Genomic DNA, 20,892 nt, shown 5'->3' with positions numbered 1-20,892 from the left:
CAGGCGGCGGGTGCCGGAAGTTATTCCGGCACCCGCCGTCGCTGTGTCGCCTCAAAGACTGACCCTCGGGACGCGGACACGATCCGGCACTAGGAACCCGGCGTACTGCGGTTCATCAACTCGACAATGTCAGCGGCCGGAGCGGGCCGGCCGAAAAAGTAGCCCTGGCCGCTGCCGCAGCCCATCTCCCGGAGCATCTCGGCCTGTTGCGCCGTCTCAATGCCCTCGGCCAGCGCCTTGAGACCGCAGGCATGGATGAGGTGCAGTACCGCGGCCACGAAGTCCCGCTGTTGCTCGTCGTCGCCCAGGCCGCTGATCAGGCTCCGGTCGATCTTCACCACGTTCACTGGCAGCTTGCGCAGGTAGCTGATGGACGAATAGCCGGTCCCGAAGTCATCGATCTCAAGCTGCACGCCGAGTCGCCGGAGGCCGTTGAGCGAATACTGGTCCACATCGCCGCCGTTGACGGCCATGGATTCCGTCAGTTCCACGATCAGGTTTGACGCATCCACCCCGGTTTCCCTGAGGATGTCCCGCACATGTTCGATCAGCTCGAGGTTTTGCAGTTCGGTGGTTGAGATGTTGACGCGGACGTTGAAGTCGCTGTCGACCTGCAGTTCCTGCTGCCACTGCCGCAATTGGCGCACGGAATTGCGCAGCACCCAGTGGCCCAAGTCGACGATCATGCCGGTTTCCTCGGCCAGGGGAATGAACTGGTCCGGCATGAGCAGGCCGCGCCCCGGGTGGTTCCATCGGACCAGCGCCTCCACGCCCTCGATCCTTCCCGTGGCAAGGTCCACCACCGGCTGGTAATGCAGGGTCAGCTGGTCCTGCCGGATCGCCTCGCGCATTTCCGTGACCATGACGCTCTGGAGCCGGCGCGCGTACAGCAGGGCGGGCTCGAACACCTTGATGCTGCCGTGCGGCTGGGCCTTGGCGGCGTACATGGCCGTGTCGGCCTCCATGACGAGGTCGTCGACCGCCTGGCCGGGTTCAGCGACCCGCAGGCCGATGCTGGTTCCGCACGTGATTCTCAGGTCACCGACGTCGAGGCTCTCATTGAGCGCGGTGAGGATCCGGTTCGCCACCCGGCGGGCCCGGACAAGATTGGACTTCGGCAGCATGACGGCGAATTCGTCCCCGCCCAGCCGCGCCACGGTGTCTGTCTCACGGACGGCGGCCTGGAGCCGGCGTGCAATCACCCGCAGGACGTCGTCGCCGGCGCTGTGTCCGAGGGTGTCATTGATGCCCTTGAACGAATCGAGATCGAGAACCAGGAGTGCCGGCGGCAACTCGCCTCGCGCGGATTCGGCCAGGGCATGGCTCAGGACCGAGTTGAGCGCTGTCCGGTTGGCGAGTTGGGTCAGGGGGTCAGTCAGCGCCATGCGTTCGAGTTCCACCTGCGCCTCGCGCAACATGGCCGTGCGGCTTTCGACCCGTTCCTCGAGCTCCTGGTAGATGGTCTGCAGGTCATCAGCCATCAGGTTGATGCCGGCGATGACGGCGGCAACGTCGTCGCGGGCCCCGGAATGCGGGATCCTGGTGCTCAGGTCGCCTCCCGCGATCCGCACTATGCCCTCCACCAGGGCGTGCAGACGGGGGTCCGGCGCGTCACTCTTCACGGGCGAACTGCCTTAGCCACTCGACGGCCGCGGATTCAGAGCTGAAGAACTGGGCCGGGATCGTCTCGCTTCTGGACCGCAGGAGATAATGCGCGATGACCCGGTCCACCGGGCTCTCGCCCACCAGGGCGAACGCGGTCGCCGCTATGGATCCCGTGTAGACCTGCCGCGCCTCAACGCTGACACCCACGACGCCGGTGATCACCAGGAGCACCGGCATCCGCCGTCCCGCGGCGAGGGCACGGACCGCGTCACCGGCAACGCGTGCCTCCGGCCCTTCGATCTCCTGATTGGGGGGAATCAGGACTTCGATGATTCCGCCGTCGATCATCCGCACCCCGATGGCGCGGTCCGCATCGCGGTCCGCACCCGGGTCGGCGAACAGCACGTCGTTCGTCGCAGCCGTCCCTATTGTCGTGACGGCAGCATTGGACGTGGGGGCACCGTTTGCCTCGTCCGGAAGCCGCTCGTCGGGCCCGACCAGGGCCTCGACCGTCACCGGACCGCAATTCGACGACGACGGTCCGTGAAATCCCGGAGGCCTACGCTCAGCCGGCGATCGCCGTGATTAAGAATCGCTTCCCAGCCAACGTCGTTACCTGTCTCGGCAATCACTTGGCTCTCCTTCGCTGTCTTGGACCGGCGACTGACATACAGCAAGTTAACCATCCCGATGATCACATCCACTGCGGAGTTGCGGACCCGGATACGGGCGAAGCCGGCACCTGCGCACAGGAGCTACCTCAAGGCAGAAAAACGTCAGGAATATTACGACGAGAAGGTGGGAGAGCATCGCAAACTGAAACCTAAAACCTGCATTAGGGTTATCCGCGAAATCCTTCAGAATGACGCAAATAGCGACCGTAATCCCGGCGGCAGGTGACGTGGGAATTCGCAGCCAGCCAGGGCCGAATTGGCGCCGGGACGAAATGGGATGAAAAATTGACGGCGTCGCGGAAGGTCCTTCGATCCCCGGCTGCCGGTGCCAGACGTTACCGTCCTGTTCGGAGGTCACGCTCGCCGCATCCAATCGCGGCAACACAGGCTGATCTGGCATTAGTCCCCATAAGACTGCAAAGTCGGCATCTTGGCATGCGCCACGGCAGAACTCGCACACCGCACCGGAATGTTCCGGTGAGTGCCCTCATGATAATGCAAGCTAAGACGCTTACCGGACATCAGACACCACCGAAATCACCCGGGCTGATACCGGAGGCCGGCGCTTGCCGGTTCATCAACGAAACTGCCCCCCCGCGTGACTTGTGTCCGAATAATTACCCGACCCCGAGCCGGCACCGGTCCCCGGAAGTGTCAGCGCGCCCGCCGACGCAGCGTGCGCTCATACTGGACCCGCTGGGCAATGACGAGTCCGGCCGCGGCGACTCCAACCGTAATGGGGTACCCCATGAGCCGCTCCAGCGTGCCTGGTTCCGGCACGCGCATGCCCGTCAGTCCGCCCGCAATAAGCGCTGCGAAGGACACCACGCCGCAGGCCAGGATGATCCACGCCAAGGGTGTCTGACGCAGCCAAAGCCCGCCCAGGACCAGGAGGGCCAGGGAGCCTGCCGCGAAGTACATCAGGGCACCGGCCACATGCCAGGCGGATCCCGTGTCCTCGGGCACGAGCCCCACGATCACCGTGCCCGCACCGGCGGTGCCGGTCAGCAGCCGGGCGGTGCCCGCGGCGGCCACCCCCGCGCCCCAGCGCGCCCGCGCCGCCCGCGCCGCCTGCCCTGCGCGGCCGGCCGGGCCCGCCGCAATGCCCCGCGCGAACGGGACGCCGCCCCGCGCGAACGGGACGCCGGTCCGCGCGGCGCAGCACAAGAGCGCCGAACCGAGCAGGAACGCCCCGACGATCATGCCAAGGCCCTGGACCGCGAAGGACACGTTCATCAGCAGATGCGCCGGCGAGCAGACGTCGCGGCCGGAAAAATCCCCGCAGGCCAGGGCACCGAGGTCGCTGATGTAGCCCGTGCGGCGGCTGTACGGTCCCTGGCCTGCCCAGGCCCCAATCACGGCCGACTCTGCCACGAAATACTGCAACACGCTCAGCTTCGCGAGTGCCCCCACGTAGAACCGCGTGGACGCGACGTCCGGGTAGTAGAGGGCTCCGGCGGAAAGCTCGGTGGTTCCTGCGGTCATGCCAAGAGCGTAGTACGCGCGCTCACCTTGTATGCTTATATCCGTGTCCGACCGGGCCGGCCCTTGACCGGCCCCGGATGCGCGCCCTCGTAGCTCAGTGGATAGAGCACGGCTCTCCTAAAGCCGGTGTCGTTGGTTCGATTCCAATCGAGGGCACTTGAATATTCCTGCCCCGGACGAAACCCCGGACCCGGGTCCGGACTTTGACCTCCGCACCTACCTGCGCGGCTCCTGGTCCGTCGACCGCACCCTGCTGGACCGCAGCAACGGGACCCGCGGGACCTTCACCGGCGTCGTGCGCTTCACGGACCACGACGACGGCGGCCTGTACTGGCGCGAAGAGGGCACCGTGCGCTTGGCCTCCTCGAGCGGCGCGCCGTTCAGCGGGCCGGCGAGCCGGGAATACGTCTTGCGGCCCGCGGACGCGCCAGCCGTCTTGGACGTGTACTTTCCGGATGGCCGTCCCTTCCACCGGATGGGCTTTGCCGGGCAGACCAACCAGGACGTGCACTGGTGCGATCCTGACACGTACCGCGTGACGTACACGGTGCTGGGTCCGGACGAATACGGCTACCGCTGGGACGTCACCGGGCCGGCCAAGGACCAGCTGCTCGAATCGGTCCTGCGCCGGCTGGACGCCGCGCCGGACCCGGATCAGGACCCGGATCAGAACCAAGATCAGGACCCGGATCAGGACGCAGCCCCCGCACCCGCCACCGGCCCTGCCCCCGGCCCAAGGCCTGCAGAGTGAACCCCCGCATTGTCGTCTCCGCCGTCTGCGTCTTCGATGACGCCGGACGCCTCCTGACCGTCCGCAAGCGCGGCACGGACAAGTTCATGCATCCCGGCGGCAAACCGGAGGCCGGCGAAACGGCAGCAGAGGCCGCGGTGCGCGAGCTCCGGGAGGAGGTGGGGATCGTGCTGGCCCCGGACCGGCTGGATCTGCTGGGCTGCTGGCTGGCGGACGCCGCGAACGAGGCCGCCACCCAGATCGAGGCCACCGTCTTTACGGCTCCCGGGGTGTGGAGTGCCCGGCCGTCGGCCGAAATCGCCGAGATCCGCTGGCTGGACCTGGCCGCCGAGCTGCCCGGCGACCTCGCCCCGCTCCTGACGGACCATGTGCTGCCGGCACTGTCGGCCCAACCCGTGAAACCGCCGGGCTAGGCCCGGCCTAAAACCGGCCTAAGACCGGCTCAACACCGGACTAATTACCGGATTAATACCCGGGCACGGCCTCCTGAGCGACAGCACTGGCCTCGGCGAACTGCGTCCGGTACAGCTCCGCGTAACGGCCCTCGGCGGCGAGAAGCTCGCTGTGGGTGCCGCGCTCCACAATCGAGCCGCCCTCCACCACCAGGATCGCGTCGGCCGCGCGGATCGTGGAGAGCCGGTGGGCGATCACGACGGCGGTGCGGCCTTCCAGCGCGGCGCCCAACGCCTCCTGGACCGCGGCCTCGTTGGTGGAGTCCAGTGCGGCGGTGGCTTCGTCGAGGATGACCACCCGCGGCTGCGCGATGAGCAGGCGCGCGATCGTCAGGCGTTGCCGTTCGCCGCCGGAGAGCCGGTAGCCGCGCTCCCCCACCACGGTGTTCAGGCCATCCGGCAGGGAGCGGATCATGTCTTCGAGCCGGGCACGCCGCAGCACATCCCACATCTGCTCTTCGGTGGCCTCGGGCCGGGCCAGGCGCAGGTTGGACGCGATGCTCTCGTGAAACAGGTGACCGTCCTGTGTCACCATGCCGAGGGTCTCGCGCATCGAATCGAAAGTGAGGTCGCGGACGTCCACGCCCGTGCCGGGCTCGGTGCCGCCGAAGCGGACGGCGCCCGAATCGACGTCGTACAGGCGGGACAGAAGCTGCGCGATGGTGGACTTCCCGGCGCCCGAGGAACCCACCAGGGCCACGGTCTGGCCGGGCTCCACCCGGAAACTGACGCCGTGCAGCACCTCCTCGCCGCCGCGGGTGTCGAGAGTCAGCACGTCCTCCAGGGAGGCCAGTGAGACCTTGTCCGCGGAAGGGTAGGCGAAGCGGACGTTATCGAACTCCACCGCGAGCGGACCGCGCGGGGAGGCCACCGCATCCGGCTTCTGCTCGATGAGCGGCTTGAGGTCTAGGATCTCGAAGACGCGCTCGAAGCTGACCAGGGCGCTCATGATCTCCACCCGGGCATTCGAGAGCGACGTGAGCGGCGCGTAGAGGCGGGTGAGCAGCAGTGCCAGCACCACGACGTCGCCCGCGGCCAGCTGCCCGGCGAGCGCGAGCCAGCCGCCCAGTCCGTAGACCAGTGCAAGGGCCAGGGCCGAGACCAGCGTCAGGGCCGTGACGAAGGTGAACTGCAGCATGGCGGTGCGGACGCCGATGTCCCGGACCCGGCCGGCCCGGAGCGCGAACTCGCGGGACTCCTCGTTGGGGCGGCCGAAGAGCTTGACCAGGGTGGCGCCCGGCGCGGAGAAGCGCTCGGTCATCTGGGTGCCCATGGCGGCGTTGTGTTCGGCTGCTTCGCGGCGCAGATCGGCCAGCTTGGAACCCATCCGGCGGGCCGGAATCAGGAAGATCGGCAGCAGGATCATGGCAAGTACCGTCACGAGCCAGGACTTGTTGAGCATGACCGCGAGGGTCAGGGCCAGGGCCACGACATTGCTGACCACTCCGGAGAGCGTGCCGGCGAAGGCCGACTGCGCTCCGATGACGTCGTTGTTCAGCCGGCTCACGAGGGCACCGGTCCGGGTCCTGGTGAAGAAGGCAATCGGCATCTTCTGGACGTGGTCGAACACCTTGGTGCGCAGATCCACGATCACGCCTTCGCCGATCGTGGAGGACAGCCAGCGCGTCACGAGGCCCAGCCCAGCCTCAGCCACCGCGACGATCGCGATCAGGACGGCGAGCCAGATCACCGTCGCGGCATCCGCGTGGGCGATGATCTCGTCAACCACCTGCCCGGCGAGGACCGGGGTGGCGACCGCCAGGAAGGCCATCACGATGGACAGCAGCACGAAGGCAATCAGCTTGCCGCGGTGCGGGCGGGCGAAACTGAAGACGCGCTTCAGTGTCTCCTTCGAGAACGGCTTGGACCCGCTCGAGGCGCGGGTGATGTTGTAGAGGGAACTCCAGGCGACGCGGTCCATGCTCATTTGGTGTTGCCTTTCGGGGCATCGGCGTGCAGTTCGGTGACGACGCCGTTCTCGACGTTCCAGCGTGCGTCGAGGCGCACGTTTTCCAGGAGCCGGCGGTCGTGGGTGACGAGCAGCAGGGCGCCGTCGTAGCTCTCGAGGGCTTCCTCGAGCTGTTCAATGGCGGGCAGGTCGAGGTGGTTGGTCGGTTCGTCCAGGACCAGGAGGTTGACGCCGCGGGCCTGCAGCAGCGCGAGCGCGGCCCGGGTCCGCTCCCCCGGGGAGAGCGAGTCGACGGACCGGCTGGTGTGATCGGCCTTGAGGCCGAACTTGGCCAGCAAGGTGCGCACCTCCGCCGGGGTCTGTTCCGTCAGCACGGCCTCGACGGCGTCGCCCAGCCTCAGTTCGCCGGCCAGCAGCCCGCGGGCCTGGTCGATCTCCCCGACGGCCACGGACGCACCCATGGAGGCATCCCCGGAATCGGGCTTCTGGACGCCCAGCAGGAGCCGGAGCAGGGTGGACTTGCCGGCACCGTTGGGACCCGTGATCCCGATCCGCTCCCCCGCATTCAGCTGCAGGTTCACCGGTCCCAGGGTGAAGTCGCCCTGGTGCGCGACGGCGTCGCGCAGGGTGGCCACCACGGCACTGGACCGGGGCGCCGCCCCGATGCTGAACTGCAGCTGCCACTCCTTGCGCGGCTCCTCGACCTCTTCGAGCCGGGCGATGCGCGATTCCATCTGCCGGACCTTCTGCCCCTGCTTTTCCGAGGACTCGGTACTGGCCGCCCGGCGGATCTTGTCGTTGTCCGGGTTCTTCTTCATGGCATTCCGGACGCCCTGGGAGCTCCACTCGCGCTGCGTGCGGGCCCGCGAGACGAGGTCGGCCTTGGTGGCGGCAAATTCCTCGAAGCGTTCACGTGCGTGCCGGCGCGCGACGGCGCGCTCCTCCAGGTAGGACTCGTACCCGCCGTCGTACACGGCCACCGAGTTCTGGGCCAGGTCCAGTTCCACCACCGTGGACACGCAGCGCGCCAGGAACTCGCGGTCATGCGAGACCAGGACCACGCCGCCGCGCAGGCCCTGCACGAAGGCCTCCAGTTTGGCCAGGCCGCCCAGGTCGAGGTCGTTGGTGGGCTCGTCGAGGAGCACGATGTCGAAGCGGCTGAGCAGCAGGGCTGCGAGGGCAACGCGCGCGGCCTGGCCGCCGGACAGCCCTGTCATCCCGGCATCCGGCCCCACCTCAAGGCCCAGGTCCGCCAGAACGGCCGGGATCCGGTCCTCGAGGTCGGCGGCGCCGGAGGCCATCCAGCGGTCGAATGCGAGGGAGTACGCGTCGTCGGCGCCCGGGGCGCCGGATCCGAGGGCCTCGGCGGTGGACTCCATGGCTGCGGTGGCCTGGGCGCAGCCCGTGCGCCGGGCGATGTACCCGGCGACCGTTTCGCCGGCAATCCGTTCGTGTTCCTGGGGCAGCCAGCCCACGAAGGCGTCGGCCGGGGCCAGGCTCACTGTGCCCTCCTGCGGTTCGTCGACGCCGGCCAGCAGCCGCAGCAAGGTGGATTTGCCGGCGCCATTGGCGCCGACGACGCCGACGACGTCACCGGGGGCCACCGTCAGGGAGAGTTTTGAGAAGAGTGTGCGGTGATCGTGACCACCGGAAAGATCTTTGGCAACAAGGGTTGCAGTCATTAGTTCATCCTCTCACTGCGGCCCAAAACGGGCAGTCCCCGCTGGCAGATACCGCCGTCCCGACCGGGCGAAACCGCACCGGGCATAGAAGAACCCGCCGGTCCGGACTTGGGGGGTGTACGGACCAGCGGGTTCGACCACTTAGCATAGTTGAATTAGCACCTCACGTAAAATCCCGGCCCGCAGCACTGCAGCACCGTTACCACCAGCCTCCGTCGCCCCACCGTATGCCAGTAGCCACACTGTCCAACGACTCCGCAGGAAGCCCTAGATGCCCCTACCCGCCAAGGCGTTCCAACTCTGGCTTCATCAGGTTGCCCCGTCCGCGAGCACAGCCGATATCTGCAGGATCTCCGGGATCAAGCGCACCACGCTGGCACAGCAGCTGGTGCGCGGCAAGGTGGCCGAATCGACCCTGGTGAGCATCAGCAGGGCCTTGGACTTGAACCCGCTGGCCGCTTTGGCCTCGTTCGAGCACTACAAGGAGCTGGGCACCCGGCCGCAGCCGCCGACCCCGGCCGAACTCGTCAGCCAGATTGCCACCATGGACCTGTTGCGGGCGGTCATTTCGAGGTCCTCGCCGGCCTACGGCGGCTATGGCGACGAGGGCAGCTCAATGACCCCCGCGTTGAGTCCGGCCCCGCACGCCACGTCCGTCCGGAACTGGGTGGACGCGATCGACGACGGCGAGTTGCGTCACAGGGTTTCGGCCGCGACCGGCGTCGCGCCGCAGAACTATTCGGCCCAGCTCACGGCCAATCGGCTCTCCCCCGAACTGGCGGTCGCTACTTCCCGCGCGGCGGGCGTAGGATTCACGGGCGGGCTCGTCGCCACCGGCCTAATCACCGAGGACGAGGCCGGCTGGCCGCCTGGGGCCAAGCAGTCCGCCTTGGATGCACTCTCCGATGGAGAACTTACCGCCCTGGCCGGGGAACGGCTTCAGGCGCTCGGAAAATCGCTGCGCCGCCAGGAGCAGGAACAAGCACAAACAGAGAAGATTTGGGAGAATCTCGGATGATCGCGATCCTGCAGTGGACCACTTTGGCCATCTGCGCACTCATCGCGGCAGCCCGTGTCCCCAGCGCGCTCCGGGGCGAAAACCGCTCGCTGTTCGGAATCTTCGTGCTGATGACCATTGCCATCTCCCTGAGTATCGAGGCCGGCTACACCGCCGTGGATTCGTTCCTCGGCGCCAACAACGTCGCCAATGTCCTGTTGCGTTTCGTCATCTACGGCACAGTCCTGCTGGCCGGTTACCGGATCGCCAACGGGTTCGACTCGGCGCCCAGTGTCCGGTCAATCGTGGGCCCCTGGGGAGTGGCAGTACTCGCCCTTGTTTCAGTTGCCACGCTGGTCCCCTTCCTCATGGCCAATACCGCCGGCACTTCCACGGGACTGACCCACCTGCCGGACCAGTCGCCCCACAACAGGGACTTGATCAGGTTGTACACCGCTGCGGGCCGGTTCTACCCCGCCTATATCGCGGCGTGCCTGCTTCCTCCCATCCTGGGTGTCCTGAAACGCCGGGTTCTTCCCCGGCTGGTACGCATCGGTGCCGCGATCTTGCTGGTCGGCGCGGTCGCGATGATTGTTCTCGCCCTCAGCGACATGCTGCCTCAACAGCTCGCATACCTGCAGTACTTCATCAGTTCCACGGCCGTGCTGGGCTTGGTAGTTGGCCTGGCCCTGATCTGGGCGGGACGGGTTCGGGCCGGCAGGCAGGCCCTGCGACGATGATCGGGATCCTGCAGTGGGGCACGCTCGCGGTGTGCGGCGTGGTCACGCTCGCCCGCGTTCCGAGCGCCCTCCGGGGCGAGAACCGGTCCCTGTTCTCTATCTTCGCCCTGATGACCGTGGCAATCCTGCTCAGCATCGATGCCCCGTACTTGGCCGTGGACCGTGTCCTGGGCGGCCTGAACGTCGCCAATCTGGTGCTCCGATTCGTCGTTTTCGCCGCCATTTTCTTCCTCGGGCTCCGGGTTGCCCGGGGCTTCAGCGCGGACGATGCCCTCCGTCTCATCACCGGCCCCGCCGGCATTGCTGTAGCCGCAGCCGCCTCGGCCGCTGTGGTGGCGGTGTTCTTCATGATGGACACGGCCGGCTCCACGGCGGGGTTGGTCGGCGTGTCCGCCAAGGACGGCCGAAATGCCGCCTTGGTCGAGTACTACGGAGCGGCCGGTCGTCTCTATCCGGCGTACATCACCGTGGCGCTGTTCCCGGCTATGGTGCGGACCGTGCGCGGCGGGCTTCCTGCCCTGGTGCGGTGCAGCGCGGCGTTGCTGGCGCTGGGCACCGTGGCCATCTCCCTGAGCCTGCTGTCCCCGGTCATTCCTCCGTCGCTTGGATTCCTGCGGTTCGTCTTTAACTACACTGCCGTGCTGTGCCTGGTTCTGGGTTTGGTCCTGGTCTGGGTGGCCAAGGTCCTTGCGAAGCGGGCGCCGAAGAAGCAAGCTAGCTTCACCTGAGTTCCTTGATTTTAAGGCCCAGGCCAGTGATGTGGGAGAACCCGGCATGATAGCAATCCTCCAGTGGGGCACGCTGATCATTTGTTCCGTGGTGCTCCTCCTCCGCGTTCCGGATGCGATCCGGGGGCGGAACAGGACGGTTTTCGGGATTATGGTTCTCGCGACCCTGTGCAGCCTGCTCTCGGTCCCCGGGCCCTATGAGGCGATCGACGCGGCTCTCGGAGGCTGGAATCTCACCCACCTCATCCTGCGATTCATCGTCTTCGCCGCGGTCCTGCTGGTGGGCGTGCGGGTGGCCAGGGGACTGGGAGACCCGCGCGGCCACCGCCTCATAACAGGCCCGGCAGGACGCTGGGCCCTGGCCGTCAGCAGTGTCGCCGTGGCTGCCACCTTCGCCTTCATGGACACCCGAGGGTCCTCGGTGGGCCTCCTGGACGTGGCGGACAACGGCGGCCACAATGCCGTCCTGGCGCCGTTCTATGCCGCCGCCGGCCGCACCTATCCGGCCTTTGTCTCCCTCGCTCTCCTGCCCGCCTTGCTGGCCACGGCCCGCAGCCACTTGCCCCGGCTGGTGCGGGCCGGGGCCTCCCTGACGTGCATCGGCGCCGTGGCCGCCGTCCTCAGCATCCCCGCCTCCTTCGCCCCGGAGGCCTGGGTCCCCGCGCAGCAGACCGTCAACTATCTGGCCGTCCTGGGCTATGTCCTGGGGCTGGGCCTGTTCTGGGTTTCCGGGCTCGTTGCGAAGGAATCTGGTAACGCTCGCGCAACATTCCGCAAGAACTAAGGACAGGGCATTCACAAAATCATTAGACCGTGAAAGAATCATGAATGTGTGAAAGCGACATTCGCTTTGTGTACGGAAGTCAGCCGTGCAAAGCCGAGGCAGTCGTCCAAGCGCCATTGGGGGGATGAGTGGTAGCGGTCCGCAAGGACCGCTCCCACTCAGCCTGTTTAAGGGTGCTTTCCCTCCGGTTTCCCCCCGGCTGCGGCCCGCCGTGCCGAACGTGGCGCCACGTGTCGGCGCCCCGCGTCAGCGCGTGAACCGCAGCGTGACCAGCTGGAACGGCCGCAGCGTGAGCTCGGCAAAATCGAGGCCTGCCGTCACCCCCGGGGCGGCGACGGGCCGCTCCAGCAGGTCCACGGTATGCACTCCGCGGACCTGGAAGTTGGCGGTCACGAGTCCGGCGGACCGCTCCCCCAGCGATTCGTACAGCCGCACGATCACGTCGCCGGAGCCGTCCTCGGCGAGTTTGACCGCCTCAATGGCGAGGGCGCGGTTGACCACGGTGAAGAGCGGTTCCACCCCGTGGGCACCTTTCACCACGCGCGGTGCCAGGTTGGTGCGGTAGCCCTCTTCGACGGCGTCCGCGATGGTTGCGCCCGGCCGGATCGTGACGTGGAGGTCGTGCCTGCCCTGGTCTGCGCCGGGATCCGGAAACTTCGGTGCCCGCAGGAGCGAGACCCGCACGGTGGTGGTGGTCCCGCCGTCGTTGTCCCGGATATTGCGGGTGACGTCGTGGCCGTAGCTGGACGCGTTGGAGATGGCCACCCCGTAGCCCGGCTCGGCGACGTGGATCCAGCGGTGGGCACAGATCTCGAATTTGGCGGCCTCCCAGGAGGTATTGAGATGGGTGGGGCGGAAGACGTGTCCGAACTGCGTCTCGGCCGCCGAGCGGTCGGCCCTGACGTCCAGCGCAAAGCCGAGCTTGAGCAGTTTTTCGCTCTCCTGCCAGTCCACGACCGTGGAGATCGCGAGCGAGTCGGCTCCTGCCTCCAGCACGATCCGCTGCGTCACCGCCGAGGAGCCGGCCATCCGCTCCACCACCACGACGGCGTTCGGGCTGTCTCCTCGGGGGTCGCGCTCCAGCGTCACCGAACGCGCCTCGACCAGCCGGACCACGTTTCGGCGGTAGAACGCGTCGATATCCCAGGCGTCCCATTCATTCGGCGTGTCCCGGTGCAACTCCAGGAGGTTGCCGCACTCCCCGGGAACGATCGCCTCGCGGCCGGTGGCGTGGTCCATGAGCGAAGCCAGCAGCCCGTTGGCATCCACCACCGCCCGGATGATGCCGTTGTCCAGGATGTAGCCGCCGTCGGCTGCGGTGACAGCCACCGGCTGCCCTGGCCCTGCGGGTTCGGCAACGGCCAGTGCCGGCACGCCCCTGCGCTCGTGCGGGGCGGCATTGAGGAGGAATTCCCGGTTCCCGGCCCCCAGTGCCGCGGCCGCGGCATCCGTGATGATCGCCTCCAGCCCCCGTTCGACGGCTGCGTAGTTCCGTTCGGCGTCCTGGTGTACCCACGCGATGGCGCTCCCCGGCAGGATGTCGTGAAACTGCTGGAGCAGCACCAGCCGCCACAGACGCTTGAGCTCCGCGGCCGGGTAGCTGTGCCCGGCACGAACTGCCGCCGTGGCACTCCAGAGTTCGGCTTCCCGGAGCAGGTGCTCGCTGCGCCGGTTTCCCAGCTTGGTCTTGGCCTGGCTGGTGTAGGTGCCACGGTGCAGTTCCAGGTACATCTCCCCCACCCAGACCGGCAGGGGCTCGTATTCGGCCTGGGCCTGGGCAAAGAAGCTGGCTGCCGAGCCGATCCGCACCTTCGGGGACCCTTCCAGGTCAGCCGTGCGCCGGGCCGCGGCCAGCATCTCGCGGGTGGGACCTCCGCCGCCGTCGCCGTACCCGAACGGAACCAGCGACGTGGTTCCGTGGCCATGATCCCGGTAGTTGCGTTCCGCGTGGGCCAGGTCCCGGGCGCTGAGGTCGGAGTTGTAGCTGTCCACCGGCGGGAAATGGGCAAACACCCTAGTGCCGTCGATGCCCTCCCAGTTGAACGTGTGGTGCGGCATCCTGTTGACCTGGTTCCACGAGATTTTCTGGGTCAGGAACCAGCGGCTGCCTGCGGCCTTGATGATCTGCGGCAGCGCCGCGGAGTACCCGAACGTGTCCGGGAGCCAGGCCTCCTGGCAATCCACGCCGAACTCGGCCAGGAAAAAGCTCTTGCCCTCGAGGAACTGCCGTGCCATGGCCTCGCCGCCGGGCATGTTGGAGTCCGATTCGACCCACATCCCGCCGACGGGAACGAACTGGCCGCCCCGGACCTTGTCCAGGATGCGCCCGAAGAGCTCCGGATAGTACTCCTTCATCCACGCGAGCTGCTGGGCCGAGGAACACGAGAAGACGAAATCGGGGTGCTCGTCCATGAGCGCGACGACGTTGGAGAAGGTCCGCGCGCACTTGCGGATGGTTTCCCGTACGGGCCACAGCCAGGCTGAATCAATATGGGCGTGCCCCGTGGCCACGAGCCGATGAGCCGAGGCATACGCCGGCCGGGACAGGACCTCGGCCAGGGCTGACCGTCCCGCATCCGCGGTGCCGGCAACGTCATCGGGGTCCATGATGTCCAGCATGCGTTCGAGCGCCCGCAGGATCTCATGGCGTCGGGGCAGGTCCATGGGAAGTTCGTGCATGAGCCCGCTAAGGGCCAGGATGTCCTGCTGCAACTCCCAGACCGTCTGGTTGCGCTCGGCGATGGCGATCCTGCCGAGGCGGTATTTCGGCTCGCTGCCCGACGTCGCCTTGTCGCCGTAGGGGGTGGCCGCGAAGGTCCAGTTCTGTGACAGGTCGGGGTTGGCGGCGGCTTCGACGTAGAAATCGACGGCCATGCCGCCGCCCAGGAGCTTGAGCGGGATGTACTGGTTCCGTGGTGAGATCGCCTTGATGATGGTCCCGTCGGACCGCCACGCGATGCCTTCGCACTGGAAGCCCGGGAGATCACCGCTGAAACCGAGGTCCACCAGGACTTCCACCGATGTGCCGGCCGCCGTGCCCCAGGTGTCCGGCACCTCGCCCTGGAGCCGCAGCCACTTGGTGCTCCAAGGACGGCCCCAGGCCGCGCCGTGTTCCTGGGGCATGAACTTGTGCCGCAGCGCCTCCAGCGCCGGTACCGGTTCCTCCGGCGCGTCCCAGTTGCTTAGCGTCAGGGGAATGCTGCGCGGGTACACCGCGGGGCCGATGCGGTCACGCAGAAAGCGGTCCAGCCGGACTTCGGTAAGACGGCGGTCATCGTGCAAGGTGTTCCTCTTCAGCCCGGGGTCCGATTGACTCCAATCGGTGGATAAAACTTACGCCGCAGGCAAGCCTTTGGCCAAGTGCCGACGTTGGCCGGTCCTGCCGGCCAGCCGTGCCTCCCGGCCCGATGACCGGAGCAGGTGCCCGTTCCAGCCGACGGCGCTGGCCGCCCGCGCTAGCCCACAGCGCTAGCCGACCGCGGGGGACGGAACCTTTATGCGGTGCTCGCCCGCGTACACGTTCAGGCTGGTCCGGCGGCTGAACCCTGCCAGGGTCATCCCGCTGGCCTCGGCAAGCTCGACGGCGAGGCTGGAGGGGGCGCTGACAGCGGCGAGGACCGGAATTCCGGCAAGGGATGCTTTTTGGACGAGCTCGAACGACGCCCTGCCGGACACCTGCAGCACGGTCCCCCGGAGCGGAAGCATGCCTTCGCGGAGCGCCCAGCCCACGACTTTGTCCACCGCGTTGTGCCGTCCGACGTCTTCCCGGAGGCACAGCAGCTCCGCCGAGCCGTCGTCGGAGATCCTGAACAGACCGGCGGCATGCACGCCGCCGGTGACATCGAAGATGTCCTGGGCGGAGCGGAGGGCGTCCGGGAGGGCCGCCAGGGTTGCCACGGGAACGGTCAGCGGATCCCCGGCCGGGCTGTAGTGCGAGGATTTCCGCACCGCATCAATCGAGTCCGTCCCGCAAATGCCGCAGGAACTGGAGGTGAAGACGTTGCGTCCGGTCTCCGGACGCGCGACGTCGGGCCGGAGTTGAGCCTCCACAACGTTGAACGTCTGCACACCGTCGGCGTCTTCGCCGGCGCAGAACCTGAGCGAGACCAGCTGCTCGGGGGTCCAAATGACACCCTCTGAGACAAGGAACCCCGCGACGAGGTCGAAATCATGGCCAGGCGTTCGCATGGTGACGGAGAACGGCATGCTGCCGAGACGGATTTCCAGCGGCTCCTCGACGGCAAGGACGTCCTCCCGGTGCCGGACCGGGAATTCGAGAGCCTGCGGGGAACCGTCCAAGACGATCTTGTGCACCTTGCGGCGCTGTGTCAGGCGGCCCATCCGGTACTCCTAAGCAACATGGTGTGCGGTTGTTTTGATTCTCTGGCTGGTTCCATCATTGCAAGCGCCGGACCGTGAGGCCAGCGCAGCGGGGGTGGTGGACCTTCCGTGGGCCTGTTCGGCGGACCTGTCCCGCTCGGGACCGCGGGGCCTGATCCGCTTGGCGGGACCGGGGGACCCGATCGGGCGGGACCGGCCGGGTTCGCGCCCGGGTGCCTGCGGTCTTCAGCCCAGCAAGGCACTCCAGTCCACCGGCCCGTCGCTGGCTGCGGGTTTCCTGGCCGTCCGCTTCGCGGCGGGCTTTGGCGCGGCGGAGGCGGTCGCCGGGTCCGGGAGCGGTGCGCCCCACGGGAGCGCGAAGGCGGGGACCAGCTCGCCCAGCTGCACGCCGTGGGGCGGGACCACCAGGACTCCGTCGGCGGCGGCCAGGCCCCGCATCATTCCCGGTCCCGTGTGTTGTGCCGGCGACGCCATGCCGTAGAGCAGGCGGAAGGGCATGAGCCGTGTCCGGCCGGGATCGGGGTCAATCGTCGAGCCGCAGGGCACCTCGCTGAGCGGAGGAATGGGACGGTGCCCCAGGGCTGCCAGGAGAGGGGCTCCGATGGTGGACAGCGCCATCATGGCCGCGAGCGGGTTTCCCGGCAGGCCGAGGATGTACCTGCCGTCCGGCAGTTCGGCCAGGACGGCGGGGTGGCCTGGCCGCATCGCGATCCCGTCGATCAGCAGGCGTCCGCCGAGGTCGGCGACCGAACGCCGGAGGTGGTCCGTTCCGGAGCGTCCCGTGCCGCCGGTGGTGATGACGACGTCGGCGGGCAGGCTTTCATCGGCGGGCTCGGCAGCCGGAGCCGAGTGTTTGTGGCCGGAGGGATTCCCGGTGGGGTCGCGGAACGGCTCGCTGGCTGCGCCGCCGGGCTGAGCGCGGGTGGGGTCGCTGGCCGCGGTGACGGGCTCGTTGTCCTCGAGGGCGGCGAGCCATTCGGCGTAGGTGTCGCCGATTTTCAATTCTTCCGTGCAGATCCCGCCGAGCATGTCCACGACGGCCGCCAGTTGGGGTCCGAACGTGTCGCGGACCTGCCCGGGCGCCGGCGTCCCCGATGTCACAACCTCGGAGCCGGTGAAGACGAGCCGCACCACGGCCTTGCCGAGCACGGGAAGCATGTCAAGTCCGGCCAGCGCGGCGAGGGCGAGGTGAGCGGGGTTCAGGACGGTGCCGCGCTTGATCAGGAGGTCCCCTGCGGCAGCCTCCTGCCCCGCCTTCCTGATGTGGTCACCGTTCCGCGGGTCACCCGGCTTCGCGGTGCCGCCCAGCTTAAGCACGGGCAGGCCGTCCTCGTCGGTGTCGATCACGCCGCTTTCACTGCGGAGGACCGCCTTTGCCCCGGCCGGGATGAGGCCGCCGGTGGCAATCGGACTTGCCTGGTGCGGCGCCAGCAACTGGTTGGGTTCGGCCAGGACCCAGGGGCCGCTGCCGTTGACAGCCCAGCCGTCCATGGCAGAGGAGGCATAGTGCGGCATATCCTGCAGGGCGACCACGTCGGCGGCCAGGGTCCGGCCCAGGGCCTGCCGGAGCGGGACGGGGGCGGCAGGGATGGGAGTGGCACAATCGAAAGCTAGCTGCCGGGCCTCCTGCCACGTGTGCGCCAGGTGCCGGTGCTGAACCTCCGCCGCGTCCCCGTCTGAAGTGTCCGTACCCGAAGTGTCTGCCGCCGCGACCTGGGCTAGCGTGTCCCGGTCCGCGTCGGCCTGACCCGATATGTCTGTGTCGGCGATGTCTTGTTCTGTATGGATAAACGGAGCCGCAGGGCTGCTGTCGGGACCGTTCCCGGGGCCGCTCTCATGCCCCTGTTCGCCAGGGGCAGCCGGTCCGCCGCCGTCCGGGGGCGCAGGCGTCATGCCCCGGAAGCTTCGGCGGCTGCGTAGTCCGTGGCGAGTCGGCGCGCGACAGCCATGGCGGCCTGCATGGAGGCGGTGTCCGTGGCCCGCCCGGAACCGGAGGCCAGACCGGCGGCAAAGCCGGCAATGAATGTGGTCAGCGGCGCCGCCGGGCGCACCACGGAATGGGCGGCCACGCCTGCCAGGGCGAGCACCTCGTTCACGTCAATCTCAATGTCTTCCAGCTCCAGCGCCTGGAGCAGGGCACGGCACCAGTCTTCCAGCGTTTCATCCTGGCTCTTCACCGTTTTGCCTCCATGGTCGAGTTCAGCTGCGGAATTCCGGACCGGTTCCCGGACCGAGGTCTGGAAACCTGTCGGACATCCCTAATGCGGAAGCGTCATCCCAGGTGTCAACATCATCCGTGGAACCGGAGGGAACGCGAACTTCCCGCACGTCCAGCCTAGCAAGAAGGGCGAAGACCGACGCGTTTTCCAGGCTGCCCGCGCGCGCGGCGTCCTCGGCGCATCGTTGTAGCCCGGCCGTGCTATAAAACCCCAGGAGCGGCTGCTTCCGGCCGTCAGCCGAGACGGCCATGACGCCGTCGCGCCCTTCGCTGCCCGTCGTACCGTCCGGCGTCACAGCGGGCGAATCAGCGGGCGAAGCGGCCAGCGCGTCGGCCAGGGTGCGGACGGCCGCGGCCGACCGCGGCATGTCGCAGGCGAGGACAAGGATGAACGGCGCGGGGTAGCCCGCTTCAGGGCGGCCAGCGTAATCGGCGGCCAGCGCGCCCACTCCCGCGGCGATGGCGGCGGCCGGGCCCGCGAACGGCGGGTCTTCCCGGCAACTGAGGACGCCGACGGGCAGGCCCCCGGGGTCAGGACCGACGACGACCGTGCGCCCTGCCGCGGCCGCGGAACGCAGTGACCGCTCCAGGAGAGTGGCGCCGTCGTAGATCAGCCGGGACTTGGGCACGCCGCCCAGGCGGGACGACCGTCCCCCGGCGAGAATGATGGCATCGAACTCCACCGGTTCAGCCTATCGCGGCGGGGGCTGCCGACGGTTGCCGCCGGGCCGGCGCCGCCCCCGGCTCCTTCGAGCGGCAGGCGGCCGCTCCGGGTCACCGACGCAGGGGCCTGGTTCAGGCGGCCGATTCAGGCAGCAGGAACGGGTCCCACGCCGGCGTCGGCTTTTCGAGTTCCTTGATCTGCCAGATGGTGCCCTTCGGCGGCCCCGGCACGAACCCGACCTTCCAGCCCATCTCCGCTGGCGTATGGTCTCCCTTGGCGTTGTTGCAGCGCAGGCAGGCCGCGACCAGGTTCTCCCAGGAATCGGCGCCGCCCCGGGACTTGGGCTGGACGTGGTCGATGGTGTGGGCAGCCTTGCCGCAGTAGGCGCAGCGGTGGGCATCGCGGCGGAGCACGCCGCGGCGGCTGACCGCTGTCATCGTGTTGTACCGCGGCCGGATGTACCGGTTCAGGAGGATCACGGAGGGGCGGCCCAAAATGTCCTGGGGGCCGACGACAGGGTCCTCACCTTCGGCCACGACGCTGGCCTTTCCGGTCAGGACAAGGACTAGCGCCCGGCGGAAGGTCACTACCGCCAGCGGTTCATATCCAGCATTCAGAACGAGTGTGCGCATCCGCATACCTCTTCACGGCCGCACCCGCCAGGGGCACGAGGGCCGGCTGCCCTGTGCATGGTCGGGCTATGGATCGACAAGACAAGAGTAAACACTCAACTGCCGGATCACCGAATATTTTTTCACGGACGCGGTGATTGACGCGGAAAGTTAATGAGGCGGTAACGCAAAAGACCCCCGCCTCACAAGAGGCGGGGGTCTTTTGAAGTGCGGAGGGCTTGTGCCTAGCCGCCGACGCGGATGAAGACCGGGCCGGAGCCGACGTTCACGCTGTACAGCGCGGTGGTGCCACCGTTCCAGCCGCCGTGGACGGCCATGCCGTTGCCGACGTAAACAGCGATGTGGGCCAGGCCCACGCCGCCGTTCTGGTAGTAGGCGAGGTCGCCCGGACGTGCTTCGGCGGCGCTCACGGTGCGGCCGAGGGACAGGTAACCTGCCGGCCAGCCGTGGTAGTGGATGCCGGCCGCGGCCAGGGCGTTGGTGGCGAGGGCGGTGCAGTCCTGCGCCACGCCGATCTGTGCGTAGGCGGCAGCGGCGATGGTCGCCCCGGCGCCGCTTCCGATGCCGGCGGGAGCCTGCGCAGCGACGCCGCCGCTGACGCCAAGCTGGGCGCCGCCGGCCTGGGAAGCCGTGGCGTCCTGGACCTGCACGACGGGCTTGGGAGCCTCGACGACGGGAGCCGGCGACGTGGTGACGGCGGGCTTCTCGTAGGAGATCGCAATGGTGGACGCGGCCGAGATCGTGGCCGGAGCGGACGCCTGGACCTCAAGGGCGGAAGCGGAGGTGGATTCGCGCTGAACGTTGGTCTCAGCAGCGTTGGCTGCGATTCCACTGGTCAGAACCAGACCGGAAGCTGCGGCGATGACCGCGGCCTGACGGCCCATGCCGCCGGCGTTGTCGCCGACTGCCTTGGCAATAACAGCCAGCGAGTTGGTCTTGGTGACCTCGGCGCGGTGCCGTGCAATGGTTGCACGAGTAGTCATTAAGTTCTCTCTTTCGTGATCCTTGGACCGCGCGTTTTTGGGCGCGGACTGAGGACGCTCCGGCATCTTGGGGGTACGCCGGATCGCCCCGAAATGGGTTACTTAGCGAAGGGTGTACTGCGAAGACGCGCCAAAAGCGGGAACTGCATGCTGTCCGGACTCAGTGGAAATCGAGCCAGCGGAACGTGATCCAATCCGGGCGCCGGCAAGGGCGGCACGAGACATGGATTTCAGCGGGCTCATAAGA

The 20,892-nt window shown here is 67.8% G+C and carries 18 protein-coding genes and 1 tRNA gene; 7 read left to right on the top strand and 12 right to left on the bottom strand.

The window, feature by feature from the left end; genetic code table 11:
* Positions 1-89: 89 nt before the first annotated feature.
* The 3 genes from LDO15_RS04185 to LDO15_RS04175 all read right to left on the bottom strand — a co-directional run bounded on the left by LDO15_RS04185 (position 90) and on the right by LDO15_RS04175 (position 3,764).
* A complete protein-coding gene (locus tag LDO15_RS04185; RefSeq protein ID WP_223984294.1) occupies positions 90-1,622 on the bottom strand; it encodes an EAL domain-containing protein in 1,533 nt (510 codons plus the stop codon).
* Entirely contained in the window at positions 1,612-2,121 is a 510-nt protein-coding gene (locus LDO15_RS04180) for a hypothetical protein (RefSeq protein WP_223984291.1), read from the bottom strand. The genes LDO15_RS04185 and LDO15_RS04180 overlap by 11 nt, the downstream gene beginning before the upstream one ends.
* Positions 2,122-2,933: 812 nt before the next feature.
* The gene (locus tag LDO15_RS04175) at positions 2,934-3,764 is read right to left on the bottom strand and encodes a hypothetical protein (RefSeq protein WP_223984288.1); all 831 of its coding nucleotides are present in this window, start codon (positions 3,762-3,764) and stop codon (positions 2,934-2,936) included.
* Between the two features lie 83 nt (positions 3,765-3,847).
* On the opposite strand from LDO15_RS04175, the gene LDO15_RS04170 reads away from it, so the two are divergent.
* The 3 genes from LDO15_RS04170 (at position 3,848) to LDO15_RS04160 (ending at position 4,928) form a co-directional block, all read left to right on the top strand.
* A tRNA-Arg gene (locus LDO15_RS04170) sits at positions 3,848-3,920 on the top strand.
* A 1-nt stretch (position 3,921) separates the two neighbouring features.
* On the top strand, positions 3,922-4,515 hold the full coding sequence (locus tag LDO15_RS04165; RefSeq protein WP_223984284.1) for a DUF6314 family protein: 594 nt from the start codon (positions 3,922-3,924) through the stop codon (positions 4,513-4,515).
* The gene (locus tag LDO15_RS04160; protein ID WP_223984281.1) at positions 4,512-4,928 is read left to right on the top strand and encodes an NUDIX domain-containing protein; all 417 of its coding nucleotides are present in this window, start codon (positions 4,512-4,514) and stop codon (positions 4,926-4,928) included. Before LDO15_RS04165 ends, LDO15_RS04160 begins: the two co-directional genes overlap by 4 nt.
* 52 nt (positions 4,929-4,980) lie before the next feature.
* Here the strand turns inward: LDO15_RS04160 and LDO15_RS04155 are convergent, their stop codons facing one another.
* Positions 4,981-6,894, bottom strand: a complete 1,914-nt coding sequence (locus tag LDO15_RS04155; protein WP_223984279.1) for an ABC transporter ATP-binding protein — start codon at positions 6,892-6,894, stop codon at positions 4,981-4,983.
* Entirely contained in the window at positions 6,891-8,558 is a 1,668-nt protein-coding gene (locus tag LDO15_RS04150) for an ABC-F family ATP-binding cassette domain-containing protein (protein WP_223984278.1), read from the bottom strand. The genes LDO15_RS04155 and LDO15_RS04150 overlap by 4 nt, the downstream gene beginning before the upstream one ends.
* Before the next feature lie 271 nt (positions 8,559-8,829).
* Between LDO15_RS04150 and LDO15_RS04145 the strand changes: the two genes are divergently transcribed.
* The 4 genes from LDO15_RS04145 to LDO15_RS04130 are packed head-to-tail and all read left to right on the top strand — an operon-like array spanning position 8,830 to position 11,807.
* Positions 8,830-9,576: a hypothetical protein gene (locus tag LDO15_RS04145; RefSeq protein ID WP_223984277.1), complete on the top strand. Its 747-nt coding sequence runs from the start codon at positions 8,830-8,832 to the stop codon at positions 9,574-9,576.
* Positions 9,573-10,295 (top strand): hypothetical protein, encoded by a 723-nt coding sequence (locus LDO15_RS04140; RefSeq protein ID WP_223984276.1) that lies wholly within the window; start codon positions 9,573-9,575, stop codon positions 10,293-10,295. Before LDO15_RS04145 ends, LDO15_RS04140 begins: the two co-directional genes overlap by 4 nt.
* Positions 10,292-11,023, top strand: coding sequence for a hypothetical protein (locus tag LDO15_RS04135; protein WP_223984275.1), 732 nt, complete (start codon positions 10,292-10,294; stop codon positions 11,021-11,023). The genes LDO15_RS04140 and LDO15_RS04135 overlap by 4 nt, the downstream gene beginning before the upstream one ends.
* 46 nt (positions 11,024-11,069) lie before the next feature.
* Positions 11,070-11,807 (top strand): hypothetical protein, encoded by a 738-nt coding sequence (locus LDO15_RS04130; RefSeq protein ID WP_223984274.1) that lies wholly within the window; start codon positions 11,070-11,072, stop codon positions 11,805-11,807.
* A 246-nt stretch (positions 11,808-12,053) separates the two neighbouring features.
* Here LDO15_RS04130 and LDO15_RS04125 read toward each other — a convergent pair whose 3' ends face one another.
* From LDO15_RS04125 to LDO15_RS04095, 7 genes are all read right to left on the bottom strand, one after another.
* On the bottom strand, positions 12,054-15,089 hold the full coding sequence (locus LDO15_RS04125) for a glycoside hydrolase family 38 C-terminal domain-containing protein (protein WP_223984273.1): 3,036 nt from the start codon (positions 15,087-15,089) through the stop codon (positions 12,054-12,056).
* 186 nt (positions 15,090-15,275) lie between these two features.
* Positions 15,276-16,148, bottom strand: coding sequence for a formate dehydrogenase accessory sulfurtransferase FdhD (gene fdhD / locus LDO15_RS04120; protein ID WP_223984272.1), 873 nt, complete (start codon positions 16,146-16,148; stop codon positions 15,276-15,278).
* Positions 16,149-16,373: 225 nt separating this feature from the next.
* Positions 16,374-18,041 (bottom strand): molybdopterin molybdotransferase MoeA, encoded by a 1,668-nt coding sequence (locus tag LDO15_RS04115; protein WP_223984270.1) that lies wholly within the window; start codon positions 18,039-18,041, stop codon positions 16,374-16,376.
* On the bottom strand, positions 18,038-18,325 hold the full coding sequence (locus tag LDO15_RS04110) for a DUF6457 domain-containing protein (RefSeq protein WP_223984267.1): 288 nt from the start codon (positions 18,323-18,325) through the stop codon (positions 18,038-18,040). Before LDO15_RS04110 ends, LDO15_RS04115 begins: the two co-directional genes overlap by 4 nt.
* A gap of 22 nt (positions 18,326-18,347) precedes the next feature.
* Entirely contained in the window at positions 18,348-19,049 is a 702-nt protein-coding gene (locus tag LDO15_RS04105; RefSeq protein ID WP_223984264.1) for an NTP transferase domain-containing protein, read from the bottom strand.
* Between the two features lie 112 nt (positions 19,050-19,161).
* Positions 19,162-19,662 carry an HNH endonuclease gene (locus LDO15_RS04100; RefSeq protein ID WP_223984262.1) on the bottom strand — a complete coding sequence of 167 codons (501 nt, stop codon included), beginning with the start codon at positions 19,660-19,662 and terminating at the stop codon, positions 19,162-19,164.
* Between the two features lie 224 nt (positions 19,663-19,886).
* Positions 19,887-20,645, bottom strand: coding sequence for an NlpC/P60 family protein (locus LDO15_RS04095; RefSeq protein ID WP_223984260.1), 759 nt, complete (start codon positions 20,643-20,645; stop codon positions 19,887-19,889).
* Between the last annotated feature and the right edge of the window lie 247 nt (positions 20,646-20,892).

Source organism: Arthrobacter sp. NicSoilB8, from assembly GCF_019977355.1.
Taxonomy (GTDB): Bacteria; Actinomycetota; Actinomycetes; order Actinomycetales; family Micrococcaceae; genus Arthrobacter.
The sequence above is the reverse complement of the archived record's forward strand: the minus strand, read 5'-3'. Positions and strand labels throughout refer to the sequence as shown.